This window comes from Gordonia shandongensis DSM 45094 (assembly GCF_000423025.1).
Taxonomy (GTDB): Bacteria; Actinomycetota; Actinomycetes; order Mycobacteriales; family Mycobacteriaceae; genus Gordonia; species Gordonia shandongensis.
The window spans coordinates 204,046-219,256 of the sequence record NZ_AUHE01000001.1 but is presented as its reverse complement, the minus strand read 5'-3'; the positions used below and the strand labels follow the sequence as shown (position 1 = coordinate 219,256).

Sequence of the window (15,211 nt, the reverse complement as noted above, 5' to 3'; positions counted from 1 at the left end):
CCGCGCTCGGCCCAGTCACCACTGACTCCCGTATCGACGGGGAGAAGGAACAGAGCACCATGAGCAAGAACAGCAAGGCCTACCGGGCCGCCGCAGAGAAGATCGATCGCGACAAGCTCTACAGTCCGCTGGAGGCTGTGGAACTCGCGAAGGAGACGTCGTCGAAGAACACGGACTCCACCGTCGAGGTCGCCGTCCGCTTGGGCGTCGACCCGCGCAAGGCCGACCAGATGGTCCGCGGCACCGTCAACCTGCCGCACGGCACCGGTAAGACGGCGCGCGTGATCGTGTTCGCCGCCGGCGACAAGGCCACCGAGGCCGCGGCCGCGGGCGCCGACGAGGTGGGCGCCGAGGACCTGATCGAGAAGATCCAGGGCGGTTGGCTCGACTTCGACGCCGCGATCGCGACGCCGGATCAGATGGCGAAGGTCGGCCGGATCGCCCGCGTTCTGGGCCCGCGCGGACTGATGCCGAACCCGAAGACCGGCACCGTGACGATGGACGTGACGAAGGCCGTCAACGACATCAAGGGCGGCAAGATCAACTTCCGCGTCGACAAGGCCGCGAACCTGCACTTCGTGATCGGGAAGGCGTCGTTCGACGTCGCCAAGCTCGCCGAGAACTACGGTGCCGCGTACGACGAGATCATGCGCGCCAAGCCGTCGGCGGCGAAGGGTCGCTACGTCAAGAAGGTCACCGTGTCGACCAACTCGGGCCCGGGCATCCCGGTGGACCCGCAGGTCTCACGTAACTTCACCGAGGTCCCGCAGGCCTGATCCGCCGGACCCGATCTCTCGGGGCGGCTTCGATCAGATCTCACAGGGCGCCTCCCGCACATGCGGGAGGCGCCCTGTGGTTTTCGGCGGTGCTGTGGTTTTCGGCGGTGCTGTGGAGTGTCGGTGCTGTGGAGTGTCGGTGCCGAGGCACGTCTTGACGCGGGTGTGATCCAGGTCTAACGTTCTTACTCAATTGTAAGGTTACTAACGAGTAATGTAGCGGGAGGGGACGGTCGACGATGAGAGTGTCAACCCGGTGGCGCGGCGCGGTCGCCGCGGCCTCGGCGATCACGATGCTGACCGTGCCGCCCGCCGTCGGGCCCGCACAGGCGGCGCCGACCGCGGCATCCGCCGCCGACATGGCGCAGCAGCTCACCGACTACATCAACGCCGGCTCCCCCGACGGACGCCGGGCGGTCAACGGACTCGCCACGGACGCCGACTGGACCGGACCCACCCGGAAGCTGCCCCCGATCCCGCCGACCGTCGGCGTCGGGCCCCGGCAGCGCGGCTTCTGGCCCGCCTTCGCCTACAGCCAGGTGCACCCGCGGGTCGCGCCCCCGGGTGCCAACGACTGGAACTGCAAGCCCAAGGCCGGACAGAACCCCGTCGTCCTCCTGCACGGCACCTGGGAGAACGCCTACGACAACTGGGCGGCGTTCGCACCCGCGCTGAAGAAGGCGGGATTCTGTGTCTTCACGCCGAACTACGGCCGCACCGACCTGCTCGACGTCGGCGGCCTGGGCACCGTGTTGCCCGGGGCCAACGGCGTGGCGAAGGTCAGCCGCTCGGCAGAGCAGATCGATCCGTACATCACCAAGGTGCTCGCGAAGACGGGCGCCGAGAAGATCGATCTCATCGGGCACTCCCAGGGCGGGCTTCTCGGCCGCTACTGGATGAAGCGGTGGAACGGGCATCGCAAGGTCGACGAGTTCATCAGCTACGGGGCCACCAACAACGGGACCACCCTCCTGGGCATCGGCGCCCTCGGGCGGGGGATCAACAACATCGGGATCGACGTCCTGGCGCCGGTGACCCTGCTCGTCGGATCGGCGGGGATCGACCAGACCGTCGATTCGCCGACCGTGAAGTATGTGAACAACCGGCCGCCCTACCGCGACCCCGATCAGCGGCGGATCTACCCGGATGTCGACTACACGATCGTCGGCTCCCGGTACGACGAGGTCACCACGCCGTACGACCTCACGTTCATCCGCGGCTACCGGAACGTCAGGAACATCACGCTGCAGGACGGCTGCGAGGCCGACACGTCCGATCACGTGTCCATGTCGTACTCGCCGCGAGCGGTGTCGATCGCGCTGCGCACCCTGGACCCGAAGCGGTTCGACGCACTCACCTGTGCGGGCAACCCCTGGTTCTTCAGCTTCTGACGCCGATGCCGAGACGGCGGCCCGGGGCCCGCCGCCGGAGATCGTCGCCGCCGGGGAGCTGTGCGATGCTCTATTCGTGACACCGCCGCCCGAACACGAGACGACGCGTGACCCGAGCGTCCGCGCGGAGATCGTGACCGGCGTGCGGCTGTCGCTGCCTGCCGGACTCGGCATCGTTCCGCTCGGCATCGCCTTCGGGCTGCTGGTGATCCAGCACGGGCTGTCCTGGTGGGTGGCGCCCGCACTGTCGTTCATGGCCTACGCGGGGTCGTTGGAACTGCTGCTGGTCGGCATGATCGCGACCGTCACGCCGGTGGCGACCATCGCGTTGACCACACTGCTGGTCAACTTCCGGCACGTGTTCTATGCGCTCTCGTTCCCGCTCCGCGTGGTCCGCGGACGGCTCGCGCGGTTGTACTCGGTGTACGCGCTGACCGACGAGACGTACGCGGTGACGGCGGCCGCGCCCGGAACCTGGACCCACCCGCGTCTGCTGGCCGCGCAGGTCGCCCTGCAGGTGTACTGGGTGGGCGGCGGTCTGCTCGGGGTGCTGATCGGCTCGCTGCTCTCCGGTCCGATCGAGGGCCTGGAGTTCGCGCTGTGCGCGCTGTTCATCACCTTGACGCTCGACGCCTGCCGGACCCGGGCCCAGGTTCCGTCGCTGCTGCTGGCCGGTCTGGCGTTCGGGTTCGCACTGGTCCTCACGCCGGACGCCGTGCTGTTCACGGCCATGGCGGTCTTCGTGGGTCTGCTCGTGGTGCGGTACGTCATCGAGCGGGCGCGGGGAGCCGACGGGATGCGAGATTCGGATGCCTGAGACGACCTACCTCGTCGCGGTGCTGGTGACCGTCCTGTTCATCACCTTCGCGCTGCGTGCACTCCCGTTCGCGGTGTTGGCGCCGCTGCGTCAGTCGCGGGTGCTCATCACGCTGTCCGCCTGGCTGCCCGCGGGCATTCTCGGGATCCTCGCCGCATCGACCCTGCAGTCGACGTTCGACACCGACGGGCGCGTCGGGGCGGCCCTCGTCGCGGCGGCGGTGACCGTGGTCGTCCACCTCGGGTGCGGGCGTCGCACGCTGCTCAGCGTCGGACTCGGGACACTCGCCTACGTCGGTCTGCTGGCCCTGCTCTGACGGTGACGCCGTGCGGATGGCGGGATGATCCTTCCTGTGGATGGCGGGATCGGCCGTCGCGTCCCACCCGATTAGCCTTGGGGCATGCGCGACGACAAACTGCTCACCAAGATCGGCGGACTGCTCCGGCAGGCCGAGGGGACCGACAACGAGCACGAGGCCGAGGCGTTCATGGCCGCGGCTCAGCGACTGGCGACCGCGGCGTCGATCGACCTCGCCGTGGCGCGGGCGCACGATGCCGCCGCCCGGGCCGCGGCCGCCCCGATCACTCGGCGCATCGAGATCGGCGCCGCCGGCAAACGGGGCCTGCGGACCTACGTCGCCCTGTTCGTACAGATCGCGCAGGCCAACGACGTGACGTGCGATGTGGCGTCGAATTCGACGTTCGTCCTGGCCTACGGGTTCGCCGCCGACATCGACGCCTGCGAGGCCCTGTACACGTCCCTCGTGGTGCAGATGGTCGCCGCGAGCGACGCCTACCTGAAATCCGGTGCGTACCGGGGACAGACCTCGCGCCAGGTGGTCACCTCCACGCGGGGGTTCGTCCGCCGCCGGGTGGTGCAGGAGAAGCAGTTGGCGCCGATCACCGCCCGCCTCAACTTCCAATCCGCGTTCGCCAACAGGATCGGCGCCCGCCTCCAGGAGGCGCGTGACGAACAGCGTCGCGAGGCCGACAGTCGCGACACCACGGCATCGACCGCACTCGCCTTGCGGGACAAGGAGATCGAGGTTCGCGACTACTATCGGACCGCGTCGACGGCCCGCGGCACGTGGCGGGCGAACCGCTCGTCAGCCGGGTATTCGAGCGCCGCGCGCGCCGCGGGGGACCGTGCGGGACGACGCGCCCGACTGGGTGCCGACCCCGAATTCGGCGGGCCCCGCGGCGCCATCGAACCGTGAGCCGAGACAGCACCCGGTCGCGGGTCTACGAGGCCGAGGCGATGATCCGCCGCCTGTTCGACAGAGCAGGCGGCGCCCACACCGTTCAACTCGCGGGAACCGAGCTGACCCTCCCGCCGGAGGGACGGTTCGGTTCATCCGACGACGTGCGGAGCTATGTGGAGCGGGTGCGGCGGATGCCGGCGATCACCGAGCGGTTCGAGCGGGCGGTGATGCCGGTGGCGGTCCGGAGCAGGCGCGGCGATCGCGCCGCCCACTACGAGCGGGAGGGGGCGACGATCGCGGTCCCCGACTCCGCAGACGGCCGGTGGGCGCTGCGGGAGACGGTCGTCCTGCACGAACTGGCCCACCACCTCGATCCGCTGGCCGATCCACCGCACGGCCCGGTGTACCTCGCGACCCTGGTCGACCTGGTGGACGCCGTCCTCGGACCGGAGGCGGCCCTGGTGTACCGCGTCATCCTGGGTGACTTCGGGCTTCGGCTGTCCTGAGGGCCCCGGCTGTCTGGGGGCTCCGGCTGCCTGGGGGCTCCGGCTGTCCTGGGGGGTCAGGAGGTGGGGGCGACGTACCGGTGCGGCGGGAACACGTCGGCGCCGAGGTCGCCGTCGGTCTGGAACGTGAGGTAGCTGGGTTTGCCCGGGTCGAGCACCAACTGCTGGCGGCGACCGCGCGCCTTGATGAGGTCCGGGACGATCGTGAGGTACCGCGGCACACTGGCCGCGTACACGTCCACCCGCAGGCGATGCCCGGGCTGCAGGACCGCGTCGGTCGGCACCAGGTCGACGTCGATCCGGATCGGTTCGTCGGCGGGGACCGGGAGACGCCGCTCCCGGGTGAGGAAGTGGTATGCGTCCAGCAGGACGCCGTCGTCGGTGTAGGTGGAGCGTTCGGTGTCGAGCGCCCTGTTCGAGGCGGTCAACGCCCCGTTGGTGAGGACGGTCGACGTGCCGTCCGGAGCCACGTCGTTGATCGTCACCGCCCAGATCCCCTCGTGGGCCGTGGTCGAGACGTTGAGCCGCAGGTTCATCTCACCGGAGAGCTGCGTCGGCGTCGCGACCGGTTCGCTGGTGAACGACAGCCCCGACTCCTCCTGATACCGGGCGTCGGTGGTGAACCGCTCGCCGAGGACCATCGTCAGACCTGCGGTGACCTGCGAGACGTCGCGTGAGGCGAAGCCGTTCAGGCTCGGGCGGATCCGCAGCGACCGGCGCCGGGAGGCCGGGGCGGCGCGGAGGCTGCCGTCGTGCTGCGCGTGGGCCGCCGTCCCGGTGGGCTCCTCGCTGAGGAACAGTCGCCGCGGGGCCACCTCGCGCCGCGGGAACGACGGACCGCACGACCAGCCGCCGCCCTGCTGCTCGAGGGTCACCGGACCGTACTCGTCGATGCCGTTCTCGACCCCCTTGAGCCAGCGGTCGAACCACGCACGCTGCAGCACGTCGAGCCGAGGCGGCGTGTACTCGCGCTCGTGGTCGCACCCGGGGTCGAGGTGATAGCCGTCGGCGATGAGCGCCTGCTTGCGACCCGGCTCCAACTGGAGCTTCCGGTACACGCGGGTGGCGCTGCGACCGAACAGATCGTGCCAGCCGCCGACGGTGAACGTGGGACAGACGATGTTCTCGACCACCGGATCGCGCTCGGTGAAGTAGGGGTCGTCGAAGATCCGCTCGTCGCGCGCCGTGAGGAAGCCCCACAGCAGTGACGGGATCTCGGTGGCCGGGGACAGGATGCGGGATGCGGCCCAACGATAGGCGTCGCCGCGGATCAGGTCGGCGACCGCGGTCGCCGGATTCGGCAGCCACTTGAGTCCGTTGACCAACGCCAGCCACAGGGGGATGAAGGCCGACGGCATGCCGCCGGTGATGTAGATGTCGCGGACCACGTCCTCGCTGCCCTCGACGGCGAACACGGCCTTGAGCGCCTCGGGGCGGTGACTCGCGGTCTGCAGCGAGTTGATCGCCGAGTACGACCAGCCGGTCATGCCGACGGCGCCCGAACACCACGACTGCTCGGTGATCCAGTCGATCACCTCGACGCTGTCGAGCTGTTCGCGTGCGCTGAGGATCTCCCACTTGCCGTGCGAGGAGCCGGTGCCGCGGACGTCGACGAGCACCTGCACGTATCCCGACCGCACGAGGTTCCGGTTGATGCCGAAGACGTCCCACAGGCCCTTCGAGAAGGTGCGGGTGAGGCGCGAGACGCCGGCGAGCGATCCCTCGTCGGTGGTCAGGGTGGCGCTGGCGGTCTGGACGGCCGATCCGATCACGGGGGCGTGCAGCAGATGGTCGATGCCGTCGAGGACGGCGCGGTTGTACGGGTTGACGTTGAGGATCGCCGGGAACGGGGTCCGCACCGGGAGGCCGAGTCGATTGGCCGGCCGGACGATGGTGGCGCGCAGTCGGACGCCGTCGCTCATGGTGAGGGTGACGCTCCGGTCGATCGCGACACGGGGATAGGTCTTGGGGCCGTCGACGGCGCGACGCCATTCGAGACCGGCGACGCCGCCCGCGGCATCGCGGTACTCGGGTGCGGGGTGCAGAGGACCCGGGGCGCGAGTCTGCCGAGCGGCGCTGTCCTCACCGTGCGCATCGAAGTCGCCGGCGTCGTATTGGAGCGTCATACTCGGTCCCCTTTGCAGTCGACGGAGGCCGGTGTGGCCTCCGGTCTCCGTGACGTCGCCTGTGTGCTGTGTCACGCGAACCCCTCTCAATCTAAAACGATCGAGTACCAGATTGTTAATCCGGGGTTGCCGAACCGATGTGCTCCGTTGACCCCGTCGTGATGGCGACGGCCGCCTCGAGCAGGATTCCGGCCGACACCTGGACCGACAGATCGCGTTCCGGGACCCGGGAGGACGCGACGGCGCCGCCCACCTTCCGCGCGGCGGGCCCCCGGCCGTCGGGCAGTCGAGCCGGGACGTCCCACGACGCGCCGAACAGCGGGAGCCCGTCGGCGTCGACCGCTCGGTTCGACCACGCCGCATCCGCGCTCGCCAGGACCGGGCGGGCGGCGCGGTCGCGGAGTTCGCCCGCCCCGGGGGCGTCCGCGGGCAGGTCGGTGGCGACCAACGCCAGATACCGCGCCAGGATCCCGGCGAACAGGCCGCCGTCGCCGCCGCCCGCTCCGCGGATGACGCCGTCGGTGGTCATCTCGGCCGTGACGGCGGTGAGCAGCGAGTCGATGCGGTCGAGGTGCCTTCGGTCGCCGGTGAGCCGGTGGGCCTCCACCTCGGCGCCGAGGGCGACGCCCTGGCAGTAGGTGAACACGGCGTCGTCGAGCTCGGTCTCGCCGTTCGCCCGAACCCAGCGTCCGTCGGCGATGAGCCCCGACGGAAGGCGCAGCTCGTGATCGATCCAGTCGGCCGTCTCCACGGCGCGCTCGCCGTGACCGGTGCGGGCCAGCAGGATCGCCGCCGGTCCGTTGGCGGGAGCGTTGAAGAAGGTGTCCGTGGTCCGCCAGGGGATCCCGCCCCCGATGTCGGGACGCCAGGCGTCGAGCATCGTCGAGGTCAGGGTGCCGATCGCGCGCGAGTGATCGGGATCGAGCTCCGGCGGGACGATCCGGTCGAGGCGCTCGGCCGCCAACCCGAGCCACGCCATGTCGTCGTAGTACTGATTCGTCCACCGGAAGCCGTTGCGCAACCAGATGCTGCGCAGGAGGCGGGCGGCGGTGACGCCGACGTGATCCTCGTGCCGGTGGTGGAAGCCGTCGACCAGCAGGTCGACCAGGTGCGCCTGCCACCAGAGGTTCCACGACGCGGTGAGGCGCGTCCGCGACAGCGGGCGTCCCGGCCGCGGCCAGGCCACCCCGCCGATCCGGGTGAACGGAACCCACCCGCCGAGGCGGCGAAGATGACGCGAGGCGATGGCCTTCTGGGCCGCGGCCGCACGCTGTTGAACGGATTTGGTGTCGCCGGTCATGGCGGTTACCCTATTAGCCGGTGCGGTGAGTCCGTCTCACCGCGTCAGTTCAACCAGAGACCGTTGGTCGTCGGACATGTTCCGATCGAAGGCCCGACGAGAGTCGGCGGCCCACGCAGGATGGACGTGGTGAGACCGGGAACGGTCTCGTGACGACATGGTCGTCGTGCCCCTGTGCGCCCCGTGCTCCTGCGCGGGGCGCTTCACTCTTCTCGGGGCCGACTCGATCGAGCCGCCCGCCTCCCAACGCAGATGTCTGGACAGCAGTGTCCGGTACGTGCCGGGCATGACGAATGTGACACGAGAGGAGGCGAAGTATGGCTAACGCTGAAAAGGTCTCCGCAGTCGCGGAGATCGTCGATCAGTTCAACGGCGCCGATGCGGCAGTGATCACGGAGTACCGCGGTCTGTCGGTGCCGCAGCTCCAGGAGCTGCGTCGTTCGATCGGCGAAGGCGCAACCTACTCCGTCGCCAAGAACACCCTCGTCAAGCGTGCCGCCGCAGAGGCGGGCGTTGAGGGTCTCGATGACCTGTTCATCGGTCCGACCGCGATCGCCTTCATCGAAGGCGAGCCGGTGGTGGCCGCCAAGGCGATCAAGAAGTTCGCCAAGGACAACAAGAACCTGGTCATCAAGGGCGGCTACATGGACGGCCGTGCGCTGTCCGTGGCGGAGATCGAGCAGATCGCCGACCTGGAGACCCGCGAGGTCCTGCTGGCACAGCTGGCGGGTGCCATGAAGGGCAACTTGGCAAAGGCCGCAGGGCTGTTCAACCAGCCTGCGTCGCAGGTCGCGCGTCTCGCGGCGGCCCTGCAGGAGAAGAAGGACGCTGCCGGCGACGCCGCGTAACCGTTCGGATGCTCCACCCACGGCTTCCGGCCCGGCTCGGCCGACGGTCGCCGACACACCCCATGAACCAGCCTGCACCGCAGGCGCCCCCGCCCGGCGGGGACTCAAAGGAAGGACGCCATCATGGCGAAGCTCACCGCTGACGAGCTCATCGAGCAGTTCAAGGAACTGACCCTGCTGGAGCTCAGCGATTTCGTGAAGAAGTTCGAAGAGGTCTTCGAGGTCACCGCGGCCGCTCCGGTCGCCGTTGCCGCCGCGGGTGCCCCGGCTGCCGGCGGCGCTGCCGAGGCCGCCGCTGAGCAGGACGAGTTCGACGTCGTGCTCGAGGGCGCGGGCGACAAGAAGATCCAGGTCATCAAGGTGGTCCGCGAGGTCGTGTCCGGCCTGGGCCTCAAGGAGGCCAAGGATCTCGTCGAGGGTGCCCCGAAGGCACTCCTGGAGAAGGTCAGCAAGGAAGACGCCGAGGCCGCCAAGACCAAGCTGGAAGAGGCCGGCGCCTCCGTCTCGCTCAAGTGACCGTCTCGCTCAAGTGAGAATCGGCTCCCGGTGGGGAGCCTGCCGCCCACGGCGGCGAAACGATGCGGCCCGCGGGGATCATCCCCGCGGGCCGCATCGTGTTCGGCGGGGACTGCCCGCGGTGCCTGCCGGGGTCGTTTTGTGAGCACGGTCTCGAACGGGGAGGGCCGTCGCTTTGGACCACCCGGGTTCTTTGGGTATTCTCAGGCCACCGAGATGTTACTAACGGGTACAGGAAGCGGCCGGGGTCGTCGGAGGCGACCTCGACTGTGTCCCACGCCTGGTAGTGCGTTAGAGTGACCGCAGCCACAAAGGGCGCATCGGAGTGAGCGGCGGCTGACTCTTCGGGTGGGACGGCGACTGTCGCCCCGCCTTCTCGGTACATGAAAGGTCTGGAGGGACACTGTGGGTGTTGAGGTCAAAGTCGAAGGGCTCACCAAGTCGTTCGGCTCACAGAACATCTGGCGAGACGTATCGCTGGCCCTGCCCGCGGGTGAGGTCAGTGCACTGCTCGGTCCGTCGGGCACCGGTAAGTCGGTGTTCCTGAAAACGCTGATCGGCCTGCTGCATCCGGAGCAGGGGTCCGTCGTCATCGACGGTACCGACATCACCGAGTGCTCCGCCAAGGAGCTCTACGAGATCCGCAAGCTGTTCGGCGTCCTGTTCCAGGACGGTGCGCTCTTCGGTTCGATGACCCTCTACGACAACATCGCCTTCCCGCTTCGCGAGCACACGAAGAAGAAGGAAGACGAGATCCGTCGCATCGTCATGGAGAAGGTGGAGCTGGTCGGTCTGGCCGGCGCCGAGGGCAAGCTCCCCGGCGAGATCTCCGGCGGTATGCGCAAGCGTGCGGGCCTCGCCCGCGCCCTGGTCCTCGACCCTGAGATCATCCTGTGCGACGAGCCGGACTCCGGTCTCGACCCGGTCCGCACCGCGTACATCTCGCAGCTGCTGATCGACATCAACGCCGAGATCGACGCCACGATCCTCATCGTCACGCACAACATCAACATCGCCCGCACGATCCCCGACAACATCGGCATGCTGTTCCGCAAGGAACTGGTCATGTTCGGCCCGCGCGAGCAGCTCCTCACCTCCGATCAGCCGGTCGTCAAACAGTTCCTCTCCGGTGACCGTTTCGGCCCCATCGGCATGTCCGAGGAGAAGGACGACGCCACGGCCGCGGAGGAGGCCAAGATGCAGGCGGCGGGCATCTCGGGCGGCGGCACGAAGGACGACTTCTCCGAGATCATCCCGCAGGTGCAGCCGAACCCGAACATGCCGGTCCGCAAGGCCGCGATCCGTCACCGCGCGAACGTCCTGTCGATGCTGCCGTCGCTGCCCCCGGGCGCGCAGGAGGCCATCCGCAACTCGATCGCCGAGGAGGACGCGCGCGGTGCCGAACTGCCCGACTCCAATGCGACGCTGGTGGCCCTGGCCGCAACCGATTTCAGCAGCGCCGACTCCATCGCGCAGGCTCAGGCGCAGGCGACCACCCAGGTGATCGATCGTCCGACGGACGTCATCGACACCCCGACCGAGGTCATGGAGACCGGGGGAGACGAGGCGCACACCGAGCCGATCGACACGTCGGCCATCGAGCGCAACGTCAACCGTGACGAGTCAGACGGACAGGGGAGTAACCAGGCATGACAAGTGCCGCCACGCGCGGTGTCGACAAGGTGGCGACTGCCGGTGAGGGTGCACTCACCCAGACCGGCAACATCGTTCAGCTGTTCGTCGACGTCGCCCGCCAGACATTCGTGCGACCGTTCCAGTTGCGCGAATTCATTCAGCAGGCCTGGTTCATCGCCAGCGTCACGATCCTGCCGACCGCGCTCATCGCGATCCCGTTCGGCGCCATCGTCTCGCTGCAGACGGGCTCGCTGATCAAGCAGCTCGGCGCCGAGTCGTACACCGGTGCGGCGTCGGTGCTCGTGGTGGTTCAGCAGGGGTCACCCCTGGTGACCTCGCTGCTTGTGGCGGGAGCCGCCGGCTCCGCGGTGGCGGCCGACCTCGGCTCGCGGACCATCCGCGAGGAGATCGACGCCATGGAGGTGCTGGGCATCAACCCGATCCAGCGGCTCGTGGTGCCGCGCGTGCTGGCGATGGTGCTCGTGGCGATGCTGCTCAACGGTCTGGTCGCCGTCGTCGGCATCGGTGGCGGCTACTTCTTCAACGTGGTGGTCCAGGGCGGTACGCCCGGTGCGTACCTCGCCTCGTTCGGCGCGCTGGCGCAGCTGCCGGACCTGTACGTCTCGACCTTCAAGGCGATGGTCTTCGGTGTGATCGCCGGTGTGATCGCCGCCTACAAGGGTCTCAATCCGAAGGGCGGCCCGAAGGGCGTCGGCGACGCGGTCAACCAGTCCGTCGTCGTGACCTTCCTGCTGCTCTTCTTCGCCAACCTGATCATCACTGCAGTCTTCCTGCAGATCGTCCCGCCGAAGGTAGGTTAGCGATGACTCGTGGTGTGACGATCGCGAAGAACCGGCCCGAATACATCCTGTACGAGACGCGCAAGCAGCTCGGCAAGCCGCTCAAGGTGCTCGACGGCGCCGGCGAGCAGATGTCGTTCTATGCGCGGGCACTCGCGTGGATCCCGAAGACGCTGATCCACTACACCCGCGAGGTCCTCCGGCTGCTGGCCGAGGTGGCCTTCGGCTCCGGTGGTCTGGCGGTCATCGGCGGCACGGTGGGCGTCATGGTCCTCATGTCGGGCTTCACCGGCGTGGTGGTCGGCATCCAGGGTTACGCCGCCCTCGATCAGATCGGTTCCCAGGCCCTCACCGGATTCCTGTCGGCGTACGTCAACACCCGCGAGGTGGCGCCGCTGGTGGCCGGACTGGCCCTGTCGGCGACCGTCGGCTGCGGCTTCACCGCCCAGCTGGGCGCCATGCGGATCTCCGAGGAGATCGACGCACTCGAGGTGATGGCCGTCCCGTCGATCCCGTTCCTGGTGAGCTCGCGCGTGATCGCCGGATTCATCGCGGTCATCCCCCTGTACGTGCTGGGGCTCCTGGCCGCCTATCTGGCGTCCCGAACGGTCAACACCGTGTTCAACGGGCAGTCGACGGGTTCGTACGATCACTACTTCAACCTGTTCCTGCCGCCGATGGACGTCCTCTGGTCGTTCGGCAAGGTGTTGATCTTCGCCTTCGTGATCATCCTGGTCCACTGCTACTACGGCTACTACGCGAGCGGCGGCCCCGCGGGCGTCGGTGTGGCCGTGGGGCACGCGGTCAGAACAGCGCTGGTCCTCATCGCGGTGATGGACTTCTTCCTGGGCCTGGCGATCTGGGGTACGACGACCTCGATCCGAGTGGGAGGTTAAGGGAAACGTGGGGACCACTGTGAAACGCAGGCTGCTCGGTCTGCTGTTCTTCGTCGTCGTGATCGGCCTGCTGGCCGTCTCGGTGCTGAAGTTCCGCGGCACCTTCGACGACTACGCGATCGTGACGCTCAAGACCGACGACGCCGGTAACGCGTTGGTGCAGAACGCCGACGTCAAGGCCAACGGCGTGGTCGTCGGCACCGTGAAGAACGTCGACGTCAAGACCGGCGGCCAGGTCGTCGTCGAACTCGGCATCAAGCCCGACCAACTCAAGAACCTGCCGTCCAAGACGACGGCGCGCGTGCTGCCCAAGACGCTCTTCGGCGAACGCTACGTGGCACTGCAGGTGCCGACGAACGTCTCGTCGACCCTGCACGACGGGTCGGAGATCCACACCGACAAGAAGGGCAACTCCAAGGAGGTCGAGGATCTCTTCGACGCTCTGATGCCGGTCATCGAGGCGATCCCGCCGCAGGATCTCAACGTCACGCTCACGTCGATCTCGCAGGCGATCGGCGGTAACGGCCAGCAGCTCGGCGAGACGATCGACCGTCTGGACACGATCTTCCGTCGCGTGAACGCGAACATGGACGATCTGCAGGGCACGATCCGGGGGCTGGCGAGCTTCTCGCAGACGTACGCCGAGGCCGTCCCGAGCATCATCGACGCGCTCGACAACCTGCGGATCACGGGCAACACGGTCGTCGAGCGGGAGGGCGACCTGCGCTCGACCATCGAGACGGTCGGCGTCGCCGCCGTCGACGGCACCAAGTTCCTGAAGAAGAACAAGAAGGACATGGTCGATCTGTTCGTCGACTCCGAGGGCTTCCTCAAGGGGCTCGCGCAGCAGTCGCCGACCTTCGGCTGCATGTTCAACAACTTCGCGACGATCATCCCGAAGACGGGGGCGATCGTCGGCAAGGGAACGAAGAACCCGGGCGTGCGCGTGAACCTGCAGTTCGTGAACCCGCGCGGCCGGTACCTGCCGAACCAGGACGAGCCGCGCATGCTGTGGCGCGAGCCGCCGGCCCGGTGCTACGCGCCGGCCACCAACGGCAGGCCGTTCCCGCAGTACCCCGGTGGCGGCATCCCGGACGGCTCCTACCAGCCGCCGTCGCGCAACGCCGGCCCGAGCACCTGGCCGGATCTGCCGCAGCCGCAGTTCAGCGCCATGCCGGGTGCCGGAGATGACGACTACGAGGCCAAGCTGCGGACGATCTACGCCGCCTCCTCGGGCACCCGCCCCGAAGAGGTCCCGTCGTGGGTCGTCGGCGTCGGAGCAGGATCCCTGCAGGGAGCACAGGTGACCATCAAATGAGGGGAATGATCGCACCCCTGGTGAAGCTGGTGGTGTTCGCGCTGATCACGGTCTTCGCGACCGCCATGCTCGGCCTCACCATCGCCAACGCCGGAGCCGGCGGCAAGACCGGCTTCCAGGCGGTGTTCGACGACGCCGCCATGCTGAACCCCGGTGACGACGTCCGCATCGCGGGTGTCCGTGTGGGACAGGTGGAGTCGGTGGACATCCACGACCGCAACAAGGCGCTCGTGAAGTTCACCGTCGACCGCGACACCCTCCCGCGCGGCGCACAGCTGTACATCCGCTACCGGAACCTCACCGGTCTGCGGTACATGGCGGTCGAGCGGGGCCCGGGCCAGGTGAACGACACGGTCGGCAAGGGGCACCTCTTCGAGAACACGCCCAAGCACACCAGCACCCACCCCGCGGTGAACCTCACCGAGCTGTTCAACGGTTTCCGGCCGTTGTTCAAGCAGGTGACGCCCGAGGACATGAACAAGCTCGCGGAGACCGTGATCAAGGTCTTCCAGGGCGACATGGACACCACGATCAGCCAGCTGATCAGTGAGACCTCGTCGCTGACGAACTCGCTCGCGGACAAGGACAAGGTGATCGGTGAGATGATCACCAACCTCACCAAGGTCCTCGACACGGTGAACCGGAACGACGACGAGTTCACCAGCCTGCTGGTGAACACCGAGAAACTGGTGACCGGTCTGGCCGCCCAGCGCGACTCGGTCGGCTCGGCGATCAGCTCGGTGTCGAACCTGACGACGGTGACCGGGTCGATCCTGAGCAAGACGCGGCCCGCCATCCAGGGCGACATCGCCGGGATCAAGTCGCTGTCGGATCAGCTCAACACCCGCACCGACGACATCGAGCAGATGCTGACGAACCTTCCGGTGAAGCTGCAGAAGATCGGGCGCGCGGCCACCTTCGGCTCGTGGTTCCAGTTCTACCTCTGCGGAATCGACGTCGTCGCAGGCAACGGCAAGTCGACGCTGCTCACCCAGCCGGTGGTGCCGCTGCCCGACATCAACCACGTCCTGTACACGAGCGCCGCGACGCGGTGCTGGGCTGACCAGAACCCCGGGTGACC

The 15,211-nt window shown here is 68.1% G+C and carries 15 protein-coding genes; 13 read left to right on the top strand and 2 right to left on the bottom strand.

Features of this window, described 5'->3' with window-relative positions; translation table 11 throughout:
* Positions 1-59 precede the first annotated feature (59 nt).
* The 6 genes from rplA (at position 60) to G528_RS0101100 (ending at position 4,691) form a co-directional block, all read left to right on the top strand.
* Complete coding sequence (gene rplA, locus G528_RS0101125; protein ID WP_026917360.1) at positions 60-776, top strand: 50S ribosomal protein L1; 717 nt, start codon at positions 60-62, stop codon at positions 774-776.
* Positions 777-1,015: 239 nt separating this feature from the next.
* Complete coding sequence (locus G528_RS16010) at positions 1,016-2,167, top strand: esterase/lipase family protein (RefSeq protein WP_051198161.1); 1,152 nt, start codon at positions 1,016-1,018, stop codon at positions 2,165-2,167.
* Positions 2,168-2,243: 76 nt separating this feature from the next.
* On the top strand, positions 2,244-2,984 hold the full coding sequence (locus G528_RS16005; protein WP_051198160.1) for an AzlC family ABC transporter permease: 741 nt from the start codon (positions 2,244-2,246) through the stop codon (positions 2,982-2,984).
* Positions 2,977-3,300 carry an AzlD domain-containing protein gene (locus G528_RS0101110; protein WP_026917359.1) on the top strand — a complete coding sequence of 108 codons (324 nt, stop codon included), beginning with the start codon at positions 2,977-2,979 and terminating at the stop codon, positions 3,298-3,300. Before G528_RS16005 ends, G528_RS0101110 begins: the two co-directional genes overlap by 8 nt.
* An 84-nt stretch (positions 3,301-3,384) precedes the next feature.
* A complete protein-coding gene (locus G528_RS0101105) occupies positions 3,385-4,200 on the top strand; it encodes a DUF2786 domain-containing protein (protein ID WP_026917358.1) in 816 nt (271 codons plus the stop codon).
* Positions 4,197-4,691 carry a TIGR04338 family metallohydrolase gene (locus G528_RS0101100; RefSeq protein ID WP_026917357.1) on the top strand — a complete coding sequence of 165 codons (495 nt, stop codon included), beginning with the start codon at positions 4,197-4,199 and terminating at the stop codon, positions 4,689-4,691. Before G528_RS0101105 ends, G528_RS0101100 begins: the two co-directional genes overlap by 4 nt.
* Before the next feature lie 56 nt (positions 4,692-4,747).
* On the opposite strand, the gene G528_RS16000 is transcribed toward G528_RS0101100, so the two are convergent.
* Complete coding sequence (locus tag G528_RS16000; protein ID WP_051198159.1) at positions 4,748-6,817, bottom strand: CocE/NonD family hydrolase; 2,070 nt, start codon at positions 6,815-6,817, stop codon at positions 4,748-4,750.
* Between the two features lie 115 nt (positions 6,818-6,932).
* Positions 6,933-8,117 (bottom strand): glycoside hydrolase family 76 protein, encoded by a 1,185-nt coding sequence (locus G528_RS0101090; protein WP_026917356.1) that lies wholly within the window; start codon positions 8,115-8,117, stop codon positions 6,933-6,935.
* A 317-nt stretch (positions 8,118-8,434) separates the two neighbouring features.
* Between G528_RS0101090 and rplJ the strand changes: the two genes are divergently transcribed.
* The 7 genes from rplJ to G528_RS0101055 all read left to right on the top strand — a co-directional run bounded on the left by rplJ (position 8,435) and on the right by G528_RS0101055 (position 15,209).
* Complete coding sequence (gene rplJ, locus G528_RS0101085; RefSeq protein ID WP_026917355.1) at positions 8,435-8,965, top strand: 50S ribosomal protein L10; 531 nt, start codon at positions 8,435-8,437, stop codon at positions 8,963-8,965.
* Between the two features lie 123 nt (positions 8,966-9,088).
* Entirely contained in the window at positions 9,089-9,481 is a 393-nt protein-coding gene (gene rplL / locus G528_RS0101080) for a 50S ribosomal protein L7/L12 (RefSeq protein WP_026917354.1), read from the top strand.
* A 405-nt stretch (positions 9,482-9,886) separates the two neighbouring features.
* Positions 9,887-11,134 (top strand): ABC transporter ATP-binding protein, encoded by a 1,248-nt coding sequence (locus G528_RS0101075; protein ID WP_026917353.1) that lies wholly within the window; start codon positions 9,887-9,889, stop codon positions 11,132-11,134.
* A complete protein-coding gene (locus G528_RS0101070) occupies positions 11,131-11,937 on the top strand; it encodes an MlaE family ABC transporter permease (protein WP_026917352.1) in 807 nt (268 codons plus the stop codon). Before G528_RS0101075 ends, G528_RS0101070 begins: the two co-directional genes overlap by 4 nt.
* A gap of 2 nt (positions 11,938-11,939) precedes the next feature.
* On the top strand, positions 11,940-12,812 hold the full coding sequence (locus tag G528_RS0101065) for an MlaE family ABC transporter permease (RefSeq protein WP_026917351.1): 873 nt from the start codon (positions 11,940-11,942) through the stop codon (positions 12,810-12,812).
* Positions 12,813-12,819: 7 nt separating this feature from the next.
* Positions 12,820-14,130 (top strand): MCE family protein, encoded by a 1,311-nt coding sequence (locus tag G528_RS0101060; RefSeq protein WP_026917350.1) that lies wholly within the window; start codon positions 12,820-12,822, stop codon positions 14,128-14,130.
* Complete coding sequence (locus G528_RS0101055; protein ID WP_026917349.1) at positions 14,127-15,209, top strand: MCE family protein; 1,083 nt, start codon at positions 14,127-14,129, stop codon at positions 15,207-15,209. The genes G528_RS0101060 and G528_RS0101055 overlap by 4 nt, the downstream gene beginning before the upstream one ends.
* The last annotated feature ends 2 nt before the right edge of the window (positions 15,210-15,211 follow it).

Bases quoted from the DNA above. Each gene is read 5' to 3' on its own strand.
- rplA (WP_026917360.1), top strand. From the start codon at position 60: ATGAGCAAGAACAGCAAGGCCTACCGGGCCGCCGCAGAGAAGATCGAT.
- G528_RS16010 (WP_051198161.1), top strand. From the start codon at position 1,016: ATGAGAGTGTCAACCCGGTGGCGCGGCGCGGTCGCCGCGGCCTCGGCG.
- G528_RS0101110 (WP_026917359.1), top strand. From the start codon at position 2,977: ATGCCTGAGACGACCTACCTCGTCGCGGTGCTGGTGACCGTCCTGTTC.
- G528_RS0101105 (WP_026917358.1), top strand. From the start codon at position 3,385: ATGCGCGACGACAAACTGCTCACCAAGATCGGCGGACTGCTCCGGCAG.
- G528_RS16000 (WP_051198159.1), bottom strand. From the start codon at position 6,817: ATGACGCTCCAATACGACGCCGGCGACTTCGATGCGCACGGTGAGGAC.
- G528_RS0101090 (WP_026917356.1), bottom strand. From the start codon at position 8,117: ATGACCGGCGACACCAAATCCGTTCAACAGCGTGCGGCCGCGGCCCAG.
- rplJ (WP_026917355.1), top strand. From the start codon at position 8,435: ATGGCTAACGCTGAAAAGGTCTCCGCAGTCGCGGAGATCGTCGATCAG.
- rplL (WP_026917354.1), top strand. From the start codon at position 9,089: ATGGCGAAGCTCACCGCTGACGAGCTCATCGAGCAGTTCAAGGAACTG.
- G528_RS0101070 (WP_026917352.1), top strand. From the start codon at position 11,131: ATGACAAGTGCCGCCACGCGCGGTGTCGACAAGGTGGCGACTGCCGGT.
- G528_RS0101065 (WP_026917351.1), top strand. From the start codon at position 11,940: ATGACTCGTGGTGTGACGATCGCGAAGAACCGGCCCGAATACATCCTG.
- G528_RS0101055 (WP_026917349.1), top strand. From the start codon at position 14,127: ATGAGGGGAATGATCGCACCCCTGGTGAAGCTGGTGGTGTTCGCGCTG.